The sequence below is a fragment of the Pseudomonas sp. M1 genome, from assembly GCF_022760135.1.
Classification (GTDB): Bacteria; Pseudomonadota; Gammaproteobacteria; order Pseudomonadales; family Pseudomonadaceae; genus Pseudomonas; species Pseudomonas citronellolis.
On sequence record NZ_CP094343.1, the window covers coordinates 1,003,068 to 1,021,588 of the forward strand.

At 62.9% G+C, this 18,521-nt stretch carries 14 protein-coding genes and 3 pseudogenes; 12 read left to right on the top strand and 5 right to left on the bottom strand.

Annotated elements, in window-relative coordinates; all coding sequences use genetic code 11:
- Positions 1–15 precede the first annotated feature (15 nt).
- The gene (locus tag PM1_RS04480; protein ID WP_009615895.1) at positions 16–327 is read right to left on the bottom strand and encodes an ArsR/SmtB family transcription factor; all 312 of its coding nucleotides are present in this window, start codon (positions 325–327) and stop codon (positions 16–18) included.
- Positions 328–1,135: 808 nt separating this feature from the next.
- Here PM1_RS04480 and PM1_RS04485 point away from each other — a divergent pair.
- Positions 1,136–1,486, top strand: a pseudogene (locus tag PM1_RS04485) (alpha/beta fold hydrolase); the annotation flags it as partial.
- A 1,075-nt stretch (positions 1,487–2,561) separates the two neighbouring features.
- Here PM1_RS04485 and PM1_RS04490 read toward each other — a convergent pair.
- Positions 2,562–3,326 carry a hypothetical protein gene (locus PM1_RS04490; RefSeq protein ID WP_009615897.1) on the bottom strand — a complete coding sequence of 255 codons (765 nt, stop codon included), beginning with the start codon at positions 3,324–3,326 and terminating at the stop codon, positions 2,562–2,564.
- 101 nt (positions 3,327–3,427) lie between these two features.
- Here PM1_RS04490 and PM1_RS04495 point away from each other — a divergent pair, with 101 nt between their 5' ends.
- The 3 genes from PM1_RS04495 (at position 3,428) to PM1_RS04505 (ending at position 6,239) form a co-directional block, all read left to right on the top strand.
- Positions 3,428–4,669, top strand: a complete 1,242-nt coding sequence (locus tag PM1_RS04495) for a hypothetical protein (protein ID WP_024128444.1) — start codon at positions 3,428–3,430, stop codon at positions 4,667–4,669.
- A gap of 54 nt (positions 4,670–4,723) precedes the next feature.
- Positions 4,724–4,930, top strand: coding sequence for a helix-turn-helix transcriptional regulator (locus tag PM1_RS04500; RefSeq protein ID WP_024128445.1), 207 nt, complete (start codon positions 4,724–4,726; stop codon positions 4,928–4,930).
- 355 nt (positions 4,931–5,285) lie between these two features.
- Positions 5,286–6,239 (top strand): YagK/YfjJ domain-containing protein, encoded by a 954-nt coding sequence (locus PM1_RS04505; protein WP_009615900.1) that lies wholly within the window; start codon positions 5,286–5,288, stop codon positions 6,237–6,239.
- A 263-nt stretch (positions 6,240–6,502) separates the two neighbouring features.
- Here the strand turns inward: PM1_RS04505 and PM1_RS04510 are convergent.
- A pseudogene (locus PM1_RS04510) lies at positions 6,503–6,996 on the bottom strand (TAXI family TRAP transporter solute-binding subunit); the annotation flags it as partial.
- 156 nt (positions 6,997–7,152) lie between these two features.
- On the bottom strand, positions 7,153–8,517 hold the full coding sequence (locus PM1_RS04515) for a chloride channel protein (protein ID WP_024128447.1): 1,365 nt from the start codon (positions 8,515–8,517) through the stop codon (positions 7,153–7,155).
- A gap of 265 nt (positions 8,518–8,782) precedes the next feature.
- Between PM1_RS04515 and PM1_RS04520 the strand changes: the two genes are divergently transcribed.
- Positions 8,783–9,154: a histone-like nucleoid-structuring protein, MvaT/MvaU family gene (locus PM1_RS04520; RefSeq protein ID WP_009615902.1), complete on the top strand. Its 372-nt coding sequence runs from the start codon at positions 8,783–8,785 to the stop codon at positions 9,152–9,154.
- A 2-nt stretch (positions 9,155–9,156) separates the two neighbouring features.
- On the opposite strand, the pseudogene PM1_RS04525 reads toward PM1_RS04520, so the two are convergent.
- Positions 9,157–9,769: pseudogene (locus tag PM1_RS04525) on the bottom strand (IS5 family transposase); the annotation flags it as partial.
- Between the two features lie 270 nt (positions 9,770–10,039).
- Between PM1_RS04525 and PM1_RS04530 the strand changes: the two are divergent.
- From PM1_RS04530 to PM1_RS04560, 7 genes are all read left to right on the top strand, one after another.
- Complete coding sequence (locus tag PM1_RS04530) at positions 10,040–11,191, top strand: LLM class flavin-dependent oxidoreductase (RefSeq protein ID WP_009615903.1); 1,152 nt, start codon at positions 10,040–10,042, stop codon at positions 11,189–11,191.
- 46 nt (positions 11,192–11,237) lie between these two features.
- Positions 11,238–12,377, top strand: a complete 1,140-nt coding sequence (locus PM1_RS04535) for an LLM class flavin-dependent oxidoreductase (protein WP_009615904.1) — start codon at positions 11,238–11,240, stop codon at positions 12,375–12,377.
- Positions 12,374–13,432: an ABC transporter substrate-binding protein gene (locus PM1_RS04540; RefSeq protein ID WP_009615905.1), complete on the top strand. Its 1,059-nt coding sequence runs from the start codon at positions 12,374–12,376 to the stop codon at positions 13,430–13,432. Before PM1_RS04535 ends, PM1_RS04540 begins: the two co-directional genes overlap by 4 nt.
- Positions 13,429–14,547 carry an LLM class flavin-dependent oxidoreductase gene (locus PM1_RS04545; RefSeq protein ID WP_009615907.1) on the top strand — a complete coding sequence of 373 codons (1,119 nt, stop codon included), beginning with the start codon at positions 13,429–13,431 and terminating at the stop codon, positions 14,545–14,547. Before PM1_RS04540 ends, PM1_RS04545 begins: the two co-directional genes overlap by 4 nt.
- Positions 14,548–16,278, top strand: a complete 1,731-nt coding sequence (locus PM1_RS04550) for an ABC transporter permease (protein ID WP_009615909.1) — start codon at positions 14,548–14,550, stop codon at positions 16,276–16,278.
- Positions 16,275–17,435 carry an ABC transporter ATP-binding protein gene (locus PM1_RS04555; RefSeq protein WP_009615911.1) on the top strand — a complete coding sequence of 387 codons (1,161 nt, stop codon included), beginning with the start codon at positions 16,275–16,277 and terminating at the stop codon, positions 17,433–17,435. The genes PM1_RS04550 and PM1_RS04555 overlap by 4 nt, the downstream gene beginning before the upstream one ends.
- Positions 17,436–17,537: 102 nt before the next feature.
- Positions 17,538–18,461 (top strand): LysR family transcriptional regulator, encoded by a 924-nt coding sequence (locus PM1_RS04560; protein WP_009615913.1) that lies wholly within the window; start codon positions 17,538–17,540, stop codon positions 18,459–18,461.
- The last annotated feature ends 60 nt before the right edge of the window (positions 18,462–18,521 follow it).

Below are 18,521 nucleotides of genomic sequence, written 5' to 3' on the forward strand. Positions count from 1 at the left end.
GGCAGTTCGCTGCGACTACAGCGCTTCGCTCAAGTGGCGAACAAAGGCCGCGATGGTTTCTTCATTGCGTTTGAAGAAGTGCCACTGGCCGATTTTCCGACTGGTCACCAATCCGGCGCGCTGGAGGGTGGCCAGATGCGCCGACACGGTGGATTGCGACAACCCGGTGCGCTGGTCGAACTTCCCGGCGCAGACGCCGATGGCGAAAGGCTGGTGCTCCTGCTCGTCGAAATAGCGCTCCGGCTCCTTCAGCCAGCGCAGCATGTCGCGCCGCACCGGGTGGGCCAGGGCCTTGAAGATCTCGTCGAGGTTCAGTGCTTCGCTCATCGCTGCCTTTGTGTGTATCGCTTGGGAACGAACTATATATCGGTGAAAAGCGATATGAATTCGTTTGAGCTGATGATGATGATCGATGGGGTTGATAGTAGGCGAGCGGAGGGCGGTCCGGCTTTAGATCCTGTCTCCTGCAGAACCCGGAGCGGTGGCTGGGGTATCCCGATTGCCAGTAACAGGCAACTGGTGCGAAGAGAGGCAGAGGACTCCAGTGGGCTGCCGTACCTGGAGTACGCCGCGTTGGACGAGTTTCTCGAGCGCTTCGCCCCCTCTCTGGGCCTGGCGCCTCTTTAGGACGCCAGGTTCACAGGAAACAAGCGCCTTGGGAGCATCGACGCCTCGAGGTCTCATATCGATCCCTACGCACGTTCGATGGTGACTTGTGTTGCCCTGGCAGCGGTCGAGACGAAGTGTCTCCCGGGCGGATGGGGGATTCCCGCGGGCATTAAAAAAGCCGGCTTGTGGGCGGCATTTTTATTGATCATCTTATTGATTTTTAAGGTATTTATGTATGAAGCATGCCTTTAACCCACACCTTTACCCATGCTTTGAAGCTCGCTGGAATTTGATACATTTCTTGTATGGCTCAAGGTGCTGGTGCACGTGTCGGCGGTATGTGCCGAACTGCTCGGTCCCTCTTCACCTTGCATCCCGCATTTCCGACCTGTTTGATGGGCACCCTTTTCTAGGGCCTCGCTTGCTTGGTGACTGCCCAGATTGCCATTTTTGGTCGCAGCGGCGGAAACATGTTAGCAATCTATCAGGAAGTGGCCTTTGAGCCTGTAGGGGCTCGTTCATGCAGCAGCGTTTCTACAGACGCTTTGCAGAGTACGCATGCTCAAAGGGCTTCAACGTGCTGACCCTGGACTAACGAGGGTTGGGAGATTCAAAGCCGCCCTCGCTTAAGGGTTTCGAGATGTCCTATCTCAATTGGGGCATGCATGACTTGACCGAGGCGGTGGAGTACCTGGATGACGGCTCTACACCGATCTTCTGGGTGGGGCACTCCTTCGGTGGCTAGGCGCTGGGGATGATCCCTAATCATCACAAGGTCACTGCGGCCTACAACTTCGGAATTGGCGCCGGCTGGGCTGGTTGGATGCCCTGGAGAGAGGCGCTGAAGGTTCGCCTGATGTGGGCCTTCTTGTGGCCTCTGTAGTCACCAATGACATTGCTTACGCAACTAACAGACCGAGTTGCAGTACAAGAAGCCATTTACGAGTTCGTAGCCTTGGGCAGGACGGTCTCCCCACTCGTTATGGATTCGATAAGTCACGTGACTACCGGGGGCGGGATCCTCGGACGGGTGTGGGCTGCGACTTCAAGGCGATTGCCGGCGTAGCGTCCGGCAAGCAGTACCCAGACCTCAGAGCGGTTCTCAGGTGACGAAGCAACGGTAGTACCTGCCCTCACTGCGCTTGGCTGCAGCATCATCATCATCCGCATAGGTGAAAACGAAGTGATCGCGATGGTTGTGAACTACTTCGAGGTGCTCCACGCACAGTCTCAGGGGGGCTTACAACACGCACACATGGCGGGCTTGCGCAAGCAGGAGTCAGTTTGGCTCTGACGATACCTGATTCCTTTCTTTCAGCTTGCCGTAGTACAGGGAATGATGACATCAGATCCGCATGGAGCAATCGTATCGGTCTGATGGTCATGTCACTGATGGCGCGTACCGCCTGATCGATGATCGGTCGCGTTCAAAGCGTAGGAGGCCACGATAGGCGCTCCGGTTGTTCAAGCTATTTACCTCGTTCCCCTGTGCTTCGGTGCATGAGGATGTAGAACATCCCGCAAGCGGTGGACTATCTCAGTTGCCAGCTCTGTGTCTCAATTTTATAGCGCCCGACCAAAGCTTTCGAAGGTTCAGTCGCTGTGCAGACCCTGTAATCTGTAATCGCTCTATCTTCAAGACAAACATGTGAAACTGTGCCAGAGCTGTGAAAGAATATTTCCAATGGCGGCAGATGGTCGCGAGAAAAAGAGCAAAGGGCTACTAAGAAAAGATCTCGGTCTTACCATCAGGCGAATGGTGCGCGTACTAGGTGTTGTATAGTTGGCTGGTCTTTAAGTTGGTTGTAGATTGCTCGTTCATGATGGTTTTTCCTGAGGTCTGTCGATCTGCTGACTTGAATTTGAGGCTGGAGATTGTTTGATTTTTAAATTGTGTTTATGTGCGTGATGTATGATTTTCTCGGCTGTTTTTAATTTGTTTCTGTTTGATTTTATTCTGCGATTTGTTTGTTTATTTTGCTTATTAGTTCAAGAACTGTTGTTGGGGTGCTTTTGGGGTTTTTATTTTTAGTTTCTGGGGTTTCTGGGGTTTCTGGGGTTTCTGGGGTTTTGGCTGTTGGCCATTTTTTATATCTGTTAGTATCTGATTCTCTTATGGTGCGCTTTTGAGGGGGGAGTGGGTCTAGAATGTTTAATGTGTCTATAAGTAGTTCTTTGATCTCTTCATTGTCCTGTATGATTTTTTCTATTTCTGAGTTTTTTAGGGGGCTTTCCCGAAAGTTATTCAGTGTTTTTGCTGCTTTTTTTGATTTATTGAGGGCTTTTTGTGTGATTTTTTTAGATTTAGATATCCTCTCTTTTAATTCTTTTATCTGGTTCTCTGAGTGTTTTAGTTTTGCTTTAAACGCTTCTTCGTATTTTAATACTTCGTCGGCTAAGTTTATTAGAGCCTTATAGTTTCTGTTTTGAGAGGAGAGGCCCCGCTCTGCGGGGCTGATGTCTCCTGTACTTGATCTTTCCTCCGCACTCCTGCTTTTTCTTGTCCTATAGGCAGCCTTTAACTGTCTAAGGGAATTTCTTCCTGAGTCGCTTTTCTCGAGTTGTACTCCCGCTCTAATAAGTCGATCTAAATCTACAGGCCCATGGAGAGATATTTCCCCTTTTTCATGCAGGTAGTTTTGTACCCAGGCGATATCGGATTCCGCATGAAGATTTTTTGGTGCCCATACTGAGAATGATTCTATTTCTCTAGCCATGCCGTCTATCCATTTTGTTGCGTTACGGTAACGTTACGCTATGGATTTTTGAGGTTCAAGTGCGGTATAGGGGGTAAAATCTAAAAAAAGGGGGGTATTGCATGGGCGAGAGGCTGCTGACTGCGCCGATAGCTGGCGTTGGGGCTGAGGCGAAGTATTTTCTCATCGCGTTCATCTGTCGCTTAGCCGATACAGAGGGAATGGATATGTCCGTGAAAGCGTTGGCTCGGTCCTTGGCGGTGACCCCTGGGGCGGCATCCAGGGCCCGCAAAGCGTTGATTGAACACCAATGCCTTGAATGCCACAAGGCTCCTACTGGAGGGAGGCCCACTCTCGGGCTGAAGGTGGGCCGGGGGCTGGCCAGCAAACTTGGTGACCTCAGCACTTCGGCATCCCATCATGGGCCCGTTCTGCGCCACCTTTTCAGCGGTGCGATCTATCGTGACTATGAGGCCAACCGGACGCCGATATCATCGAATGAGCTTCTGAGACCGCAACTCCGCCTATTGCTCGCAACGCTATTCGCTCATGCCAACGAACTGGGACTGGTAGATAACCTCGGGCTCGCTCAACTCCGACAGTTATTGGGGGAGGGCGAGGAGAAGGTCGACAGGTGGCTGAAGGAACTCCTACAGCTTGGCTTCATTCGCCGAAAGATAGCGGGGCTCTCGGACTCGCTCTATGCCGATACGAAAGTGACCAGCAGCTATATCCTGAACCTGAACCATCCAGGGCTTGCTTCGGCGGGCTGCAGCAGCCCAGTTGTAGCTTTTTATGGTGAGGCAATGCGCTCTGAGGAGAGCCGCCATGGTTTTGCGGAGCGATTTGCGCGGGTGCAAGGGGCGTTTCAGGGCCTAGGCCGCACTTATGAAATGCTTGTCTGGAAGATCTATCAAGGTGTAAGCCTGCTTCTTTCGAATCACTGGAGCGTCTTGGGTGAGTCCGTCCGTCTCCCCCAAATTGATGGTCTAGAGAAAATAATGAATGAAAGCCTCCACGCGTCGGGTAAAGATGATTCCTCGCTTGAGGTCATGGTTGCTGACATGTGCTGGTGGGCTTTCCATTTGGCTTCGCGCGTTAAGAATCGAATAGCGGGGGATAGCGCTTTTGCGAGCTTGGTAGGGCGGAGGGTGCTTGCGTTCCCTGCCAAAAATAGAGGAACGGATGATTCGATGACCTTGATTTTTGCTCAAGAGCCCAAGGGAGAAGGTCCTGAATGTGTAATTTCTTTAAGCGGCACCAAGGGGCACATCGAGCTCTGGATGAAAGAGTCTGAGATTTCTCGAGAGCAGCTTTCCAAGCATGGCTTGGTCTCTTTTGAAATGGAGAGTTCTACCGGTTAAATTTTATGAACGTTGCCCATCCTCTGGACCAATACAGGAGCAACATCCATGTCCATGAGGATCATCAGTTTGAAAGAGGTCATGGACCTCACCAGTCTTGCTCGCTCGACTATCTATAAGTACATCGCTCTCGGCACGTTCCCGCTTCCGTTATCTGTGGGGGAGCGTTGCGTTCGCTGGCTGGAGAGCGAAGTGCACGAGTGGATCCTTGAGCGGATCGCTGAGCGTGATGAGAAACTCCAGGCTGTAGGTAAGCATTAATGGCGATAGAGCTACCCGATGGCCAGGGATTTCCTGGCCATCGGGTAGCTCTGCCGTCTGCTTAGGCTAATGCTATTTCTCAGATAACTCCCAGTTACCTGCTCTGTGAATTATCCCGGTTACGCCTGGAGTTCTTCGTCTGGATGCTCGATGGCGCTTGTTGTTTGGCGAGCAGGGCAGTGTGGTTTATTGATATAGCTACTAACTATCTCTAATCACCTACCTTTCTCTCATTACACCCACTCACCTGTAGCCACAGATGGATAGCTATAGCCAGGTGACTAGCTACCCATCTCTCCAGTTTAAAAATACCCACTCCGTACTTGGTATGTCTTCCAACAACCAGGTACACACCATGACCAGTCAAACAGCCAAACACCTCTCCCAATCCGACATCGCTATCCAGATCGAACGACTCGTCAGCGCAGTGATCCGTCACGACTGTCCTGCATTCAGGATCAGCTACGACGCACAGGGGGATGAAGTCATCGAGAGGACTAGGCTCTCTCGGTACTGCGATCACATTCGGCAGATGTATCACCTGGTGCATGACGAGACGTATGCCCTGAGTGAGCACCTGCTGGCATTCAAGGAGGCGTGCTACGACATCGGCATCGAGTTCGGGATGTTCGGGATGACGTGCATGGACGAGAGCGAGGGAGGGCTCCTGTCAGAGGCCCAGACCTACAACTGGCTCGTGGAGAGGATCCGGGAGCACGTACAGACCAAGTGGTTCAAGCGTGGGAAGCATGACCGTGTTTGCCGGGAGAAGCGTAATCGGCAAGCCGTCACCGAGTACGTAGAGCGGGTGATGGATAGCCGCTCTCGTACCGTAGTGGTGAGGGTGAATCTGTACTACCGGGAAGCAGCACGTAGTCGCCTGAAGGTAGAGGAGGTATTCGAGGACCTGGACAGGCTGATCCGAGCAAGGGAATACGATCCGGTTTTCCAACACGAGACGGGCTACATCTGCGCTGTGGAGCAAGGCGAGGACATGGGCTACCACATCCATGCAGCGTTCTTTTTCGATGGCAGGAAGGTGCTCATGGACATCTCCAAGGCTAAAGCTATTGGCAAACTGTGGGAGAGGATCACGGATGGCTGGGGGTACTTCCACAGCTGCAACCATGAGAAGGCGCGCTACGAGGAGCGGTGCGGGGTAGGGATGTTCAAGCATCGCGACGGTACAGGTAAGCAGAACGTCATCAACGCCTGCCACTACCTGATCGAGGATGGTCAGTCGTTGCGAGTGAAGCCTGCAGGCGCTAGGGGGCTCCGCTTGGGGAGTTCGCGCCGGTTGATAGCGTGAAAGAAGCAAGGTCGGATCAGCTTGTACTGATTGTGTCAGTTTGACATTGTCGGGCTGACATCATTGCGGCTGACCAGTCTGAACCCCATCTCCTGCTGAGCATCCACAATGATGGATTTTCCCTTTAAGGACCCGGCTTCGGCCGGGTTTCTTTTTTACATGGGTCTGTTTGCAGTTGATGATCAACCAAGCTCTGGCGTCGTGTCCCTGACCACCGTCCACGCATGAGTGTGCTGAAATCTTTACTTCTGGCAGTTGCTGGTGTCCTTGGCCGCCGCATGGGCGGTGACCTGGCGTGGCGGGTTGTCAAACAACTGCCTGGTCATCCGGAGGGCCAGTTCATCGCTGACACCCTTGTGGGCTACCAGGGTGCTGAAGATGGTGCGGGCGTTCAGCTTAGTGCTGGTCTTGGGCTCGCCGATGGAGGTGCGCTTTGCCTTTGAGGTCGGCCAAGGACCTCATCCCCGACTCCTGCTCGCGACGATCTGGATGTAGTTGGAGCCGGTGCCAGCGATGGCAGGTAGCTTCTTCAGCGGTGTCTTGACGCCGGCATCGGCCTTGCCCTTCCAGGCATCGGCCACCGAATCGCCAAGGGCAAGGGCCAGTTCGCTGTGGCGGGCTTGCAGCAGGTTGGGGTTTTCCACCAAGGCTTTGGTGGCCTGCACTGAGGTCTGGCTGCCTTCGATACCGTGGCTGGATATCTGCGACAGGCCAACACGGGGTGTACCCCGCTGGCACCACCGGTGAAGATGTTGATGACGGTGGGGGCAGTCTGGGCTGTGGCACAGACGGCGAGGAAGGTGTGCCGGCCAGCGCCAGGCGGGGGGCGTCGGATTCTAGGCTCTTGTTCTTTGCCTGAATGTTTAACCCTTGAACGCTTGGCCGTGGCTTGCTCGGTTTTTCGGCCGAAAGTCTAAGAGCGCTTGACTGCGCTGAGATCAGGTCTGTTCGGTGCGATCTTGTCCAGTACCTGCCGGGCCAGGGCGTGGTACAGCGAGACCGGGGCGATCCAGCCGGAAATGCTGGCGGCCATGACCGTGGCGGCCAGCATGGGGATGACCAGGTCGGGGCTGTGGGAGAGTTCCAGGACGATCACCGAGGCGGTCAGCGGCGAGCGGGTCACGCCGGCGAGGTAGGCGCCCATGCCCAGCAGCGCGCAGGTCTGCGGGTTGACGTCGGGCAACTGCGACAGCAGCGGGGCGAAGGCCGCGCCTATGCTCAGCGAGGGCGAGAACAGGCCGCCGGGGATGCCGGAGAGGTAGGACACCACGTTGGCCAGGAACTTCCACAGCACGAAGCCCTGGTCGGTCGTCGGGTGGCCTTCGAGCAGGGCGCGGGTTTCCTCGTAGCCGGTGCCGAACACGTGGTTGCCCGAGGCCAGCCCCAGCAGCGCCAGCAGCAGGCCGCAGGCGGCGGCGAAGCGTACCGGCCAGCGCTCGCGCAGGCGGCACATGCGGCCCAGCCAGCCGGCCTGGGTGGGCAGCACCAGCTTGACGTAGAGCCCGCCCAGCAGGCCGCCGAGCAGGGCGCAGGCCGGCACCTCGCTCCAGCCCCAGCCGGCCGGCAGGCTGCCGCCGATCTCGCCGAAATAGGAGTAGTGGCCCATCAGGCCTAGGGTGACGGCGCCGCCGATCAGCACCGCGGTCAGCACCAGGCCGCTGAAGCGCTGCTCGAAGGTGCGGCTGAGTTCCTCGATGGCGAACACGATGCCCGCCAGCGGGGTGTTGAAGGCCGCGGCGATGCCGGCCGCGCCGCCGGCGAGGATCAGCCCGGCGATGGTGCGCCGGCCATGCAGCCCCAGGCGCCGGCCGAAGGCGTAGATGACCGCGGCGCCGACGTGCACCGTGGGCCCTTCGCGGCCCACCGAGCCGCCCACCAGCAGCGCGCCCAGGGTGAAGAGCATGCGCACGGCGGCCACCGGCAGCGCCAGCACCCGGGCGCGAAAGCGCCGCGAGGGCGATTCCAGCGCGGCGATCACCTGGGGAATGCCACTGCCCTTGGCCTCGCCGAACCAGCGCTGGGTGATCCAGGCCAAAAGGGCGAAGCCCGCCGGGGTGATCAGCAACGGTAGCCAGGGGGCGATGCCAAGCATGCGCTTGAACAGGGCGAAGGACTGGTCCGCCAGCCAGGCGAAGGCCAGCGCCACCAGGCCCACCAGCAGCGCGCCGACCCAGAACGCCAGGCGCTGTCGCCATTCCAGCCAGCGGGGCCGTCGGAAGCGCCGGGGGTGGCCAGGGGAGGCTTGTTCTGTGTTGGCAGGGCTGGGCTGTTCGGGCATCAACGAAACCTAGATCGCGGAATAGGGGCTGATTATCGCCATCTTGGGTTAATTCGCCTATGTTTCATCGGAGGGGAAAAGAGGTGATCTGCGCTTGGCTCGCTAGTGTTGCGTAGAAGCTGTTATGTTCAGCCGTCTGCCAGCGTGCTGTGGATCGCTTGTAACGCTAGGAGATGCTCATGGCTGAAAGAAGCAGTAATTTTTGATCATTCTTTAAGTCGGATATGCTCTGTAGGTCATTCACTTAGGTTGAGGGATTATTTTGATGTCAAAGCTTGCTGAGTTCCGTGCCGCAGAAAAGGCCCTTGCTGACCAACTGGCTCATCTTGAGTTCCTTAAGAACGATACAGCCCTCAAGAAGGAAATTGAGTTTGAGGAAAAGCTGAAGGCGCTGATGGGTGAGTACGGCAAGTCCCTTCGTGACATCGTGGCAATCCTTGATCCATCAGTAACTGCTGCAGCGGGCATCCGCGGTGGTCGCGCGTCGCAATTCAAGCGCCGTGAGCGTGTGGTGAAGGTCTACAAGAATCCGCACACCGGCGAAGTGGTAGAAACCAAGGGTGGAAACCACAAGGTGCTGAAGGCCTGGAAAGCTGAATATGGTGGTGATGTGGTTGAGTCTTGGTTGCAGGTCTGATTGACTTGGGCGATATCCGCCGCGTTGGCCGCCGTCTCTGGCACGTTGTGTGCCAGACCAGACTCGTTCTTCACGCCGATATGCATCTTCGCCCCGAAGGAATATTGATTTCCCTTCTTCGTCTGGTGCATTTGCGGATCGCGCTTGCCTTCCCGGCTCTTGGTCGAGTTTGGTGAATGGATGATGACGGCATCCACGATAGTGCCCTGGCGCAACTATAGGCCCCTTTTCGTAGGAAAGCGTTGATGCTTTCCGGAATGCTCGCCGCGAGCTGACGCTTTCCAGTAGATGGCGGAAATTCATGATCGTAGTGTCTTCTGGATTCGGTGCGCTGAGTCTCCGACGAGCAAATTGGCGCATCGAGGCAATCTCATACAGCGTTTCCTTCATAGCCGAGTCGCTCAACGAAAACCAGTTCTGCAGCAAATGGATGAGCAGCATGATTTCAAATCGGTAGGGCTTACGATCGCCACCCGCCTTTGGATAGTGCGGTTGAGTCAACGCTACCGATCCGTTCTATGGCACCACCTGCCCCATCTCGGCTGGGAAACGCTCGCGACGGACTTAATTGCGCCTTCCGGCATATCTGATATCGGAATAGTTCATCTGGTTCACGGGGTGGAGGATTTTCTGAGGGTGGTTGAACGAAGGGCTATTTAGGTACAGGTCATACGGCTTGTGCTGGCTTGAACGGGCCATCCCAGGATGGAGGGCTCCTCGCGCTGCGTTTTTGCTGTATGCAGAGATTTTTATTAGTTTAATTTAATACCTCGAATAATTGGTGGTTATATAACTTTAGGTGGTGGTTGTTGAATAAAACGGTATTTCTCAAGGTGAGTTTCGAAAGTTAGTTTCCCTTCACCCGAATTGCTTGAAGAGAACGACATGCCTTTAGATATACGGGGGCGGCTGCCCTCGGGCCCCGTGCCTTCTGCGGCCAGCAGCAGCCTGCAGCATTACTTGGAGTTCTACCTGGGCGGTGCCCGCCCGTTCAGCGCCGAAGTGCTGGTGCAGGCCGCGCGTGACCAGGAAGCCCTGGGCTTCGACAGCAGCCTGTTTCCCCAGCGGGCCACCGGGCCCGCGGTGTGGCCGGTGGTGGGCTGGGCCCTGGCCGCGACCCGCCGCCTGCGGGTGGTCGCCGCGCACCGCGTGGCCCTGGAACGGCCGACCGTGGCCGCGCGCACCCTGGCCACGCTGGATCGCCTGTCCGACGGTCGGGTCAACGTGCATTTCCTCCAGGGCCGCGACGAGACCGACCTGCAGCGCGACGGCGTGTTCCTCGACAAGGCGCAGCGCTATGCCAGCTCTGCCGAGTACCTGGAAGTGTTCCTCTCCGAGCTCAGCCGCCAGGAGCCCTTCGACTACGCGGGCGACTACTACCGCGTGGAGGGCGCGCGATCCGACGTGTTGCCGGTGCAGCGGCCCTGGCCGCCGCTGTCGATTCCCGGCACCTCGGACGCCGGCATCGAGCTGGCGGCGCGCTTCGCCGACATCTACAGCGTGCCCATCGCCACGCCGGAAACCGCGCGCCGCGCCATCGAGCGCATCGAGCCGCTGGCGCGCGCCCGTGGCCGCCAGCTGGGCTACTGGGGCGACGCCAACATCATCCTCGGGCGCACCGACGACGAGGCCTGGGCCATCGCCCATCAGCTGGCCGACGCGATCGCCGAGCGCCAGGCGCAGGCGTCATTGCAGGAGCCATCGCAAGATCATGGCAACGCCCGCGCCGCGCTCCAGGGCCTGGGCGAGGCGGCGCTGCACAGCGGTGTCTGGTACCCACGGCTGAACGCCCTGACCGGGCACGGCTACACCCTGGTCGGCTCGCCGCAGACCCTCGCCGAGCACCTGCTGGGCTTCTACCGGCTGGGGGTGGGCATCCTCACCCTGGGCGGCATCGGCAACCGCTACGACGCCCAGGGGCGCAGCCAGGACCTGGCCGAAGACCTGGCGCTGCTGCGCGAGCTGATCGAGCGCCTGCGCGCCGGCGCCGCGCGCATCGACGCCGAGGCCGGCGCCATCGCCAACGGCACCCACTGACCGCCACCCTGACCGGGCGAATGCGCGCATTCGCCAAGGAGACCCCATGCCTATCGAAATCCGCGGGCGGATTCCCTTCAACGGCAAGCAGCCGCTCAGCGACACCCCCGCCGGGCGCTACGCCGCCTTCTTCGTCCAGCACAAGCCGCGCGCCGGCGCCGACGCCTCGGTGATCATCCGCGCCGCGCGCGAACAGGAGGCGCTGGGCTACGACAGCAGCCTGATCCCGCAGAACAGCCTGCGCGCCGACGTCTGGGCCTGCTGCGGCTGGGCGCTGGCCGCGACCCGGCGGCTGAACCTGGTGGCGGCGCACCGCATCGGCTGGCAGCAGCCGACCCTGGCGGCGCGCACCCTGGCCACCCTCGACCGGTTGTCCGGCGGCCGCCAGCAGCTGCACGTGCTGCAAGGGCGCACCGACGAGGACATGCGCCGCGATGGCGACTTCCTCGACAAGGCCGAGCGCTATGCGCGTTCGGAGGAATACCTGCAGGTGTTCAAGCGCACCCTGAGCGAGGAACAACCCTTCGACTTCGACGGCCGCTACTACCAGGTGCGCGGCGCCTACTCGGCGGTGCGCCCGGAGCGCCTGCCGACCCTGCATTTTCCCGGCGCCTCCGACGCCGGCATGGACCTGGCGGCGCGCCACGCCGACGCCTGGGCCGTGGCCGGGCACACCCCGGAACAGGCCGGCGCCGGCATCGAGCGCATCCGCCGGCTGGCCCGCGAGCGCCATGGCCGCGAGCTGCAGCGCTTCTGGGTCGGGGCCTTCAACCTGATCCTGGGGCGCAGCGACGCGCTGGCCTGGGCCAAGGCCGAGGCCATCACCGCTGAAGTGGAGGCGTTCATCGCCGCCGGCCACGCGCCGCAACCGCTGTTCGTCGCCGACGGCACGACGCCGGCCGACAGTGGCGTGCTCTACAGCCGCCTGGGCCGCCTCAGCGGCCATGGCCCCTCGCTGGTGGGAAGCCCGGCCAGCGTGGCCGCGCAGGTGCTGGCCTTCTACCGCGCCGGGGTGACCTGTTTCACCCTGGGCGGCCTCTGCGAATACCACAGCTACGACGGCAGCGACCTGATCGAGGCCGAGGACCGCGAGTTGCTGGCCGAAGTCATTGCCCTGATCCGCCGGGGCGTCGCCGAAGAGGACCGTCGCCGGGCCTCGGTCGAACCACAACGGGAGCGCGTATGAGCCAGTCCGCCGATCAACTGTATTTCTCCATCTGCCCGGTGTTCGTCGTCTCGCACGTCTCGCACCGGCTGGGCCTGCTGGAGCAGGAACTGGCCGCCGTGGGTGAGAGCGCGCTCGGCCTGGAGCAGCATCCCAGCGGCCAGGGCGCGCTGATCCACTCGCGGCACAGCGACCGCTACCAGGTGCGCGACGGCGGCAACGTGCCGGCCATCTCGGCCCGCGCCGACCATAGCGACACGGTGCTGCTGGGCTCCACGGACATCAACCAGGGCGGCCAGATCGTGGTGCGCGCCGAGGCGCCGCTGTGGCGCCTGGAAGACCTGCGCGGCCGGCGCATCGGCGTCTCCCACAGCCTCGACGCGCAGCGCGTGGACTGGTGGCGCGCCAACTCCCTGCGCAGCATCCACATCGCCCTGCGCCACAGCGGCCTGGAAGCCGCCGAGGTGCAGCTGGTGGATGTGCCCCACGCCCCGGGGAACGGTCCCTGGCGCGGCGCCGACGGCGCGTTGAACAAGGAGCAGCGCACCCTGCGCCTGCCGTTCACGCCGGAGCTCGCGGCCCTGGAGGAGGGCCGGGTGGACGCCATCTACACCACCCAGGGGCGCGCGGAAATCTACGAGCGCACCGGGCGCTTCAAGGTGCTGGCCGACCTCTCGCGGCTGCCCGACTGGGTGGCGCGCATCGCCACCACGCCCTACACCCTGGTGGCGTCCCGGGCGCTGGTCGAGGAGCGCCCGCAGGTGGCGGTGGCCTGGCTGCGCGCCAACATCCGCGCCGCCCAGTGGGTGCGCGAGCAGCCGCGGCAGGCGGCGGAAATCTTTCACAAGGCGACCTACGACGCCACGGTGGAGGATGTGCTGCGGGTCATCGAGGGCGTCGACTTCACCCCGTCGCTGGCGCCGCGCAACCTGGCCGGGCTGACCATCGGCAAGAACTGGCTGCGCGACAACGGCTTCATCCGCAACGATTTCGCCATCGAAGACTGGGCCCGCCCGGAATTCCTCGCCCAGGCCTGGGACAGCCTGCAGGCCACGGCACAACAGGGGGTCGCATGAGCCTCGAACTGCGCGGGCGGCTCGGCATGGGCCGCACCCCGAGCGCGGCACGCAAGCCCCTGGCGGTGTTCGCCCGGCAGGCCGTGCCGCAGCCCTACCAGCTGGACCCGGCCGGCCTTGCCGAGCTGGCCGGGCGCCACGAGGCCGACGGCCTGGACGCCATGCTGATCGCCCAGAACGGCTCCAGTGCCGATGTCTGGAGCCTCGCCGCCTGGAGCCTGGCGGCGACCCGGCGGATCACCGCGGTGCTGTCCCATCGCCCCGGCCTACAGGCGCCGACCCTGGCCGCGCGAGCCTTCGCTTCGCTGGACCAGCTGTCCGGCGGGCGCGTGTCGCTGCATGTCATCCAGGGCTCGCAGGACGCCGAACAGCGCCGCGACGGCGACCTGTTGCCCAAGCCCGAGCGCTACCGGCGCAGCGCCGAGTACCTGGAGATATTCAAGCACAGCCTGACCTCCGGCGAGCCCTTCGACTACGACGGCGAGTTCTACCAGGTGCGCCAGGCGTTCTCGCAGATCAAACCCGTGCAGCAGCCGCTGCCGTTCATTTCCGCGGCCGGCGCCTCGGAGGAGGGCATCGCCTTCGCCGCCCGTCACGTCGACGGCTACGCGCTCTTCCCCGAGCCGCTGGCGGCGACCGCGCAACTGCTCCAGCGGGTGCGCGAGGCGGCCGCCGGGCACGGCCGGCAACTGCGCTTCTGGCGCGACGCCAACTTCGTCCTCGCCGAGACCGACGACCTGGCGCGCGGCAAGGTCGAGGCCCTGGCCCGTGACCTGGCCGCCCAGGGCGCGCCCGGCGGCGCCACCGCCCAGCCGGAAAGCGAGGGCCTGCGACGCCTGCAACGCGCGGCCGGGCAAGGCCACTGGCATGACCGCGCGCTCTACACCGGCCTGGTGCCATACGGGGTCGGCGGGCCGCCCTTCGTCGGCAGCCCGGAAACCGTGGCCGCGGCGGTGCTGGACTACTACGACCTGGGTATCGAACTGTTCTCGGTCGGCTTCGACGGAGACCCCGAGCCGGACCGCGGTCTGGCCACGGAGCTGTTGCAGCGCATACGCCAGGGTGCCGCGGAGCGCGACCGGGCGCGCGCGGCACGGCCGGCGGAGGTGTCCTAGGTGAGCGCCAGCCTGCTCCTCGGCCGCCGCGCGCGGCCGCTGCCCAGCCGCCCGGCGGGGCGCTGGCGCCCGGGCCTGGGCGCCTGGGTGCTGCTGGCGGCACTGGTGTTCTATGGCAGCCCGTTGCTCAGCCTGCTGGTGGCCAGCGTGCGCAGCGCGCCGCTGGGCCAGGCCGGGCACTGGACCCTGGCCGCCTGGGGCGCGGTGGCCGCCGACGCGCGCCTGGGCACGGCGGCCCTCAACGCCCTGGCGCTGTCGGCGCTGAACCTGCTGGTGGCGCTGCCGGTGGCGGCGGCCCTGGCGGTGCTGGCGGTGCGCAGCGACCTGCCGGGGCGCGGCGCGGTCACGCCGCTGATGCTGGTGATGTTCTCGCTGCCCTCGCTGTTCTACGCGCTGGGCTTCGAGCTGCTCGCCAACCCCTACACCGGCCTGCTCAACAGCCTGCTGGGGACGCCGGCGCTGAACATCGAGTCGTTCACCGGGCTGGCCCTGGTCAACGGCTTTCGCTGCATCGCCTTCACCTACCTGTTCCTGCTCGGGCCGGTGCGCGCCATGGCCACGGAGCAGGAGGAAGCCTCGCGGGTCAGCGGTCGCGGCGCGCTGGCGAGTTTCTGGCGGATCGGCCTGCCGGGGCTGACCCCGGCGCTGGCCGGCGCCGCGATCTTCGCCTTCATCGGCGGCCTGGAAGTGTTCGACCTGGCGCTGATCATCGGCGTGCCGGCCGGCATCCCGGTGCTGGCGGTGGAAATCTTCGACTGGTTGAACGCGCCCCTGCCGCGCTACGGCGAAGCCGCCGTGGTGGCCCTGGGCATGGTCCTGGTGCTGGGCCTGGGGTTGTGGCTGCAGGCGCGGCTGGTGGGGCGGCGGAGTTTCGTCAGCATCGCCGCCAAGGCCGCCGCGCCGCGCCCGCTGGCCCTGGGCCGCTGGCGCTGGCCACTGGCGGCGCTGGTCTGGGGCTACCTGGCGCTGGCCCAGCTGCTGCCGATGCTGGCGTTGCTGGTCTCGTCGTTCCAGCCGTTCCCCGGCGTGGTGGGCGCGTTCAGCACCCGCCACTACCAGGCCGTGCTGGCCAGCCCGGAGGTGCGCGGGGCGCTGTTCAACACCCTTGGCCTGGCCTGCGGCACCGGCCTACTGACCTCGACTCTGGGCCTGCTCCTGGCCCAGTTCGAGCGTGGCCTGGCGCCGCGCGCGGGGCATCTGCTGCGCTTCCTGGCGATGCTGCCGCTGGCGATGCCCGGCGTGGTGGTGGCGCTGGCGCTGAGCTGGGCGTATGTCGGGGTGCCCGGCCTGCGGGCGCTCTACGGCAGCTTCGCGATGATGGTCATCGCCCTGGTGGTGGCCCTGACCCCGCTGGCGCTGCAGATCGGCCAGGCCAGCCTGGCGCAACTGTCGCCGCAGCTCTACGAGGCCGCCCGGGTGTCCGGCGCGGCGCCCTGGCGGGCCTGGCGCGACACCAGCCTGCGGCTGTGCCTGCCGGGCTTCCTGGTCGGCTGGTACCTGGCCCTGATCGCCGTCTGCGGCTCCCTGGACATCCCGCTGCTGCTCGGCGGCCCGGGCCTGGAGACGCTGTCCACCACCATCTTCACCTACAACGCCCGGGGGCAACTCGGCCAGGCCGCGGCCTTGCTCTGCCTGCTGCTGTTGCTGATCCTGCTCCCCGCGCCGCTGCTGGCCGCCGGACGACCGCTGCGCCGCTGGCGCCGGGTCCGCGTGGCCGAGGACCTGTCATGAGCCATGTACGGCTGCACCAACTGCGCAAACGCTACGGCGTCAACCACGACGCCACCAAGGCCATCAACGGCCTGGACCTGGCCATCGAGAGCGGCGAGTTCTTCGTCCTGCTCGGCCCCAGCGGCTGCGGCAAGACCACCACGCTGCGCTGCATCGCCGGCCTGGAACGCCCGGACGAGGGCAGCATCGAGATTGCCGGGAGCACGGTCGCGGCGCCCGAGCGCGGGCTCTTCGTGCCGCCGGAGCGGCGCGACCTGGGCATGGTGTTCCAGAACTACGCGCTGTGGCCGCACATGACCGTGGAGGCCAACGTCGCCTACCCGGTGCGCGCCCGTCGCGGCGCCGGCGACAGCCGCCAGCTGGCCCGGCGCGCGCTGCGCCAGGTGGGCCTGGAGGAACTCGCCGGGCGCTATCCGGCCGAGCTCTCCGGCGGCCAGCAGCAGCGGGTGGCGCTGGCCCGGGCGCTGGCGGCCTCGCCGCAGCTGCTGCTGTTCGACGAGCCGCTGTCCAACCTCGACGCCAGCCTGCGCCTACATCTGCGCGAGCAATTGCGCAGTCTGCACCGCGAGCTGGGCTACACGGCGGTGTACGTCACCCACGACCAGAGCGAGGCGCTGGCCCTGGCCGACCGCATCGCGGTGATGCACGGCGGCCGCCTGGTGCAACTCGGCACGCCGCAGGAAATCTATGCGCGGCCGGCGTCGGCGTTCGTCGCCGGCTTCGTCGGCTTCGACAATTTGCTGGCCCTGCGCGGCCTGCGCGAAGAGGCGGGGGGCCTGGCGCTGGACCTGGGGTTGCAGGCGCCGTTGTGGCTGCCGGGCGCCCGCGCGGTGGCCGGGGCAGGGCAGTTGGCGGTGCGCGCCAGCGACCTGCTGGCCACCCCACGGGCGCTGCCCGGCTCGCTGGCGCTGCCGCAGGCGCGGGTGCTCGACGTGCAGTTCCTCGGCGGGCGCTACGAGGCGCTGCTGGAGGCCGGCGAGGTCAGGCTGCGGGTGACCCTGCAGGCGCAGGACTGGCCGGTCCCGCCCGCCGCGCTGGTCGGCCCGCAGCCGCTGCACCTGCAGTTCGCCGCGCAGCGTTGCGTGCTGCTGCCGGCGGCCCCGGCGGAAAGCGAAGCGCCACGCACCACGGACATCGGGCTGGCGGCGGCAGTCTGAAAGACCCGGTTGTAAGCATGGAGCTTTTTGATATATCTGAAAGTAATTATTTCGTGTGAGGATTATCTCTTGTACATATAAGTTTTCGGCGGTACCGCGGCCATGGCCAACCTCGATCTGAACCTCAACCTGCTCGCCACCCTCGATGTGCTGCTCAGCGAGGGCAGCGTCAACCGCACCGCCGCGCGTTTCGGCGTCAGCCAGGCGGCGATCAGCGTGCAACTGGCCAAGCTGCGCGGCCACTTCGGCGACGAGATATTCGTTCCCCGTGGGCGGCGCCTGGTCACCACGCCCTTCGCCGAGACCCTGCGCGAACCGGTGCGCGAGCTGATCGAACAGGCGCGGCAGGTGATCGGCCTGCGCCAGGGCTTCGACCCGGCCACCACCGAGCGCGACTTCCATGTCCACGCCGGCGACATCGACGCGATCCTGCTGCTGTCCCACGTGATCCGTGGGCTGCATAGCGTGGCGCCGAACATCCGCCTGTACATCCACGGCTCGGTGGCCGCGCCGTCGATGATCGACTTCTTCATCCGCCCGGTCGGCCTGCACACTCCCGAGTTCAGCAGCTGCGTGCTCTACACCGACCTCTACTGCGTGCTGGCCGACGCCGGGCACCCGGCGCTGGCCGACAGCGTCAGCGCGCCGGACTACTTCGCCGCCAGCCACATCGTCCGCCATGCCGGACACACCGGGGCGCCGAGCTTCGAGGCGGCGACCATGGCGCGCCTGGGGCACACCCGCAAGGTCGGCCAGGTGGTGGACCATTACGGCAGCATTCCGCCGATGCTGGTGGGAACACGCTATCTCACCACCGTGCCCACTTACTTCGCCCGGCAGATGGCGGAAAGTTTCCCATTGAAGTTCGTTTCGTTGCCCTTCGAGTTTCCCGGGCAGACCATTCTGCTGCAATGGCATCCGCACCTGGCTGGGGATATGGCGGCGAACTGGCTGCGGACTTTCATGGTTGAGTCGGCAATCGAACTCTATGCCTCTGAAAGTGCTGGAGAGTTATTTGTCGGATAACTAAAAGTTAATCCTGAGTTAGTTGGAAATTATATTTCATAATGCGCACTCAAGTGCATT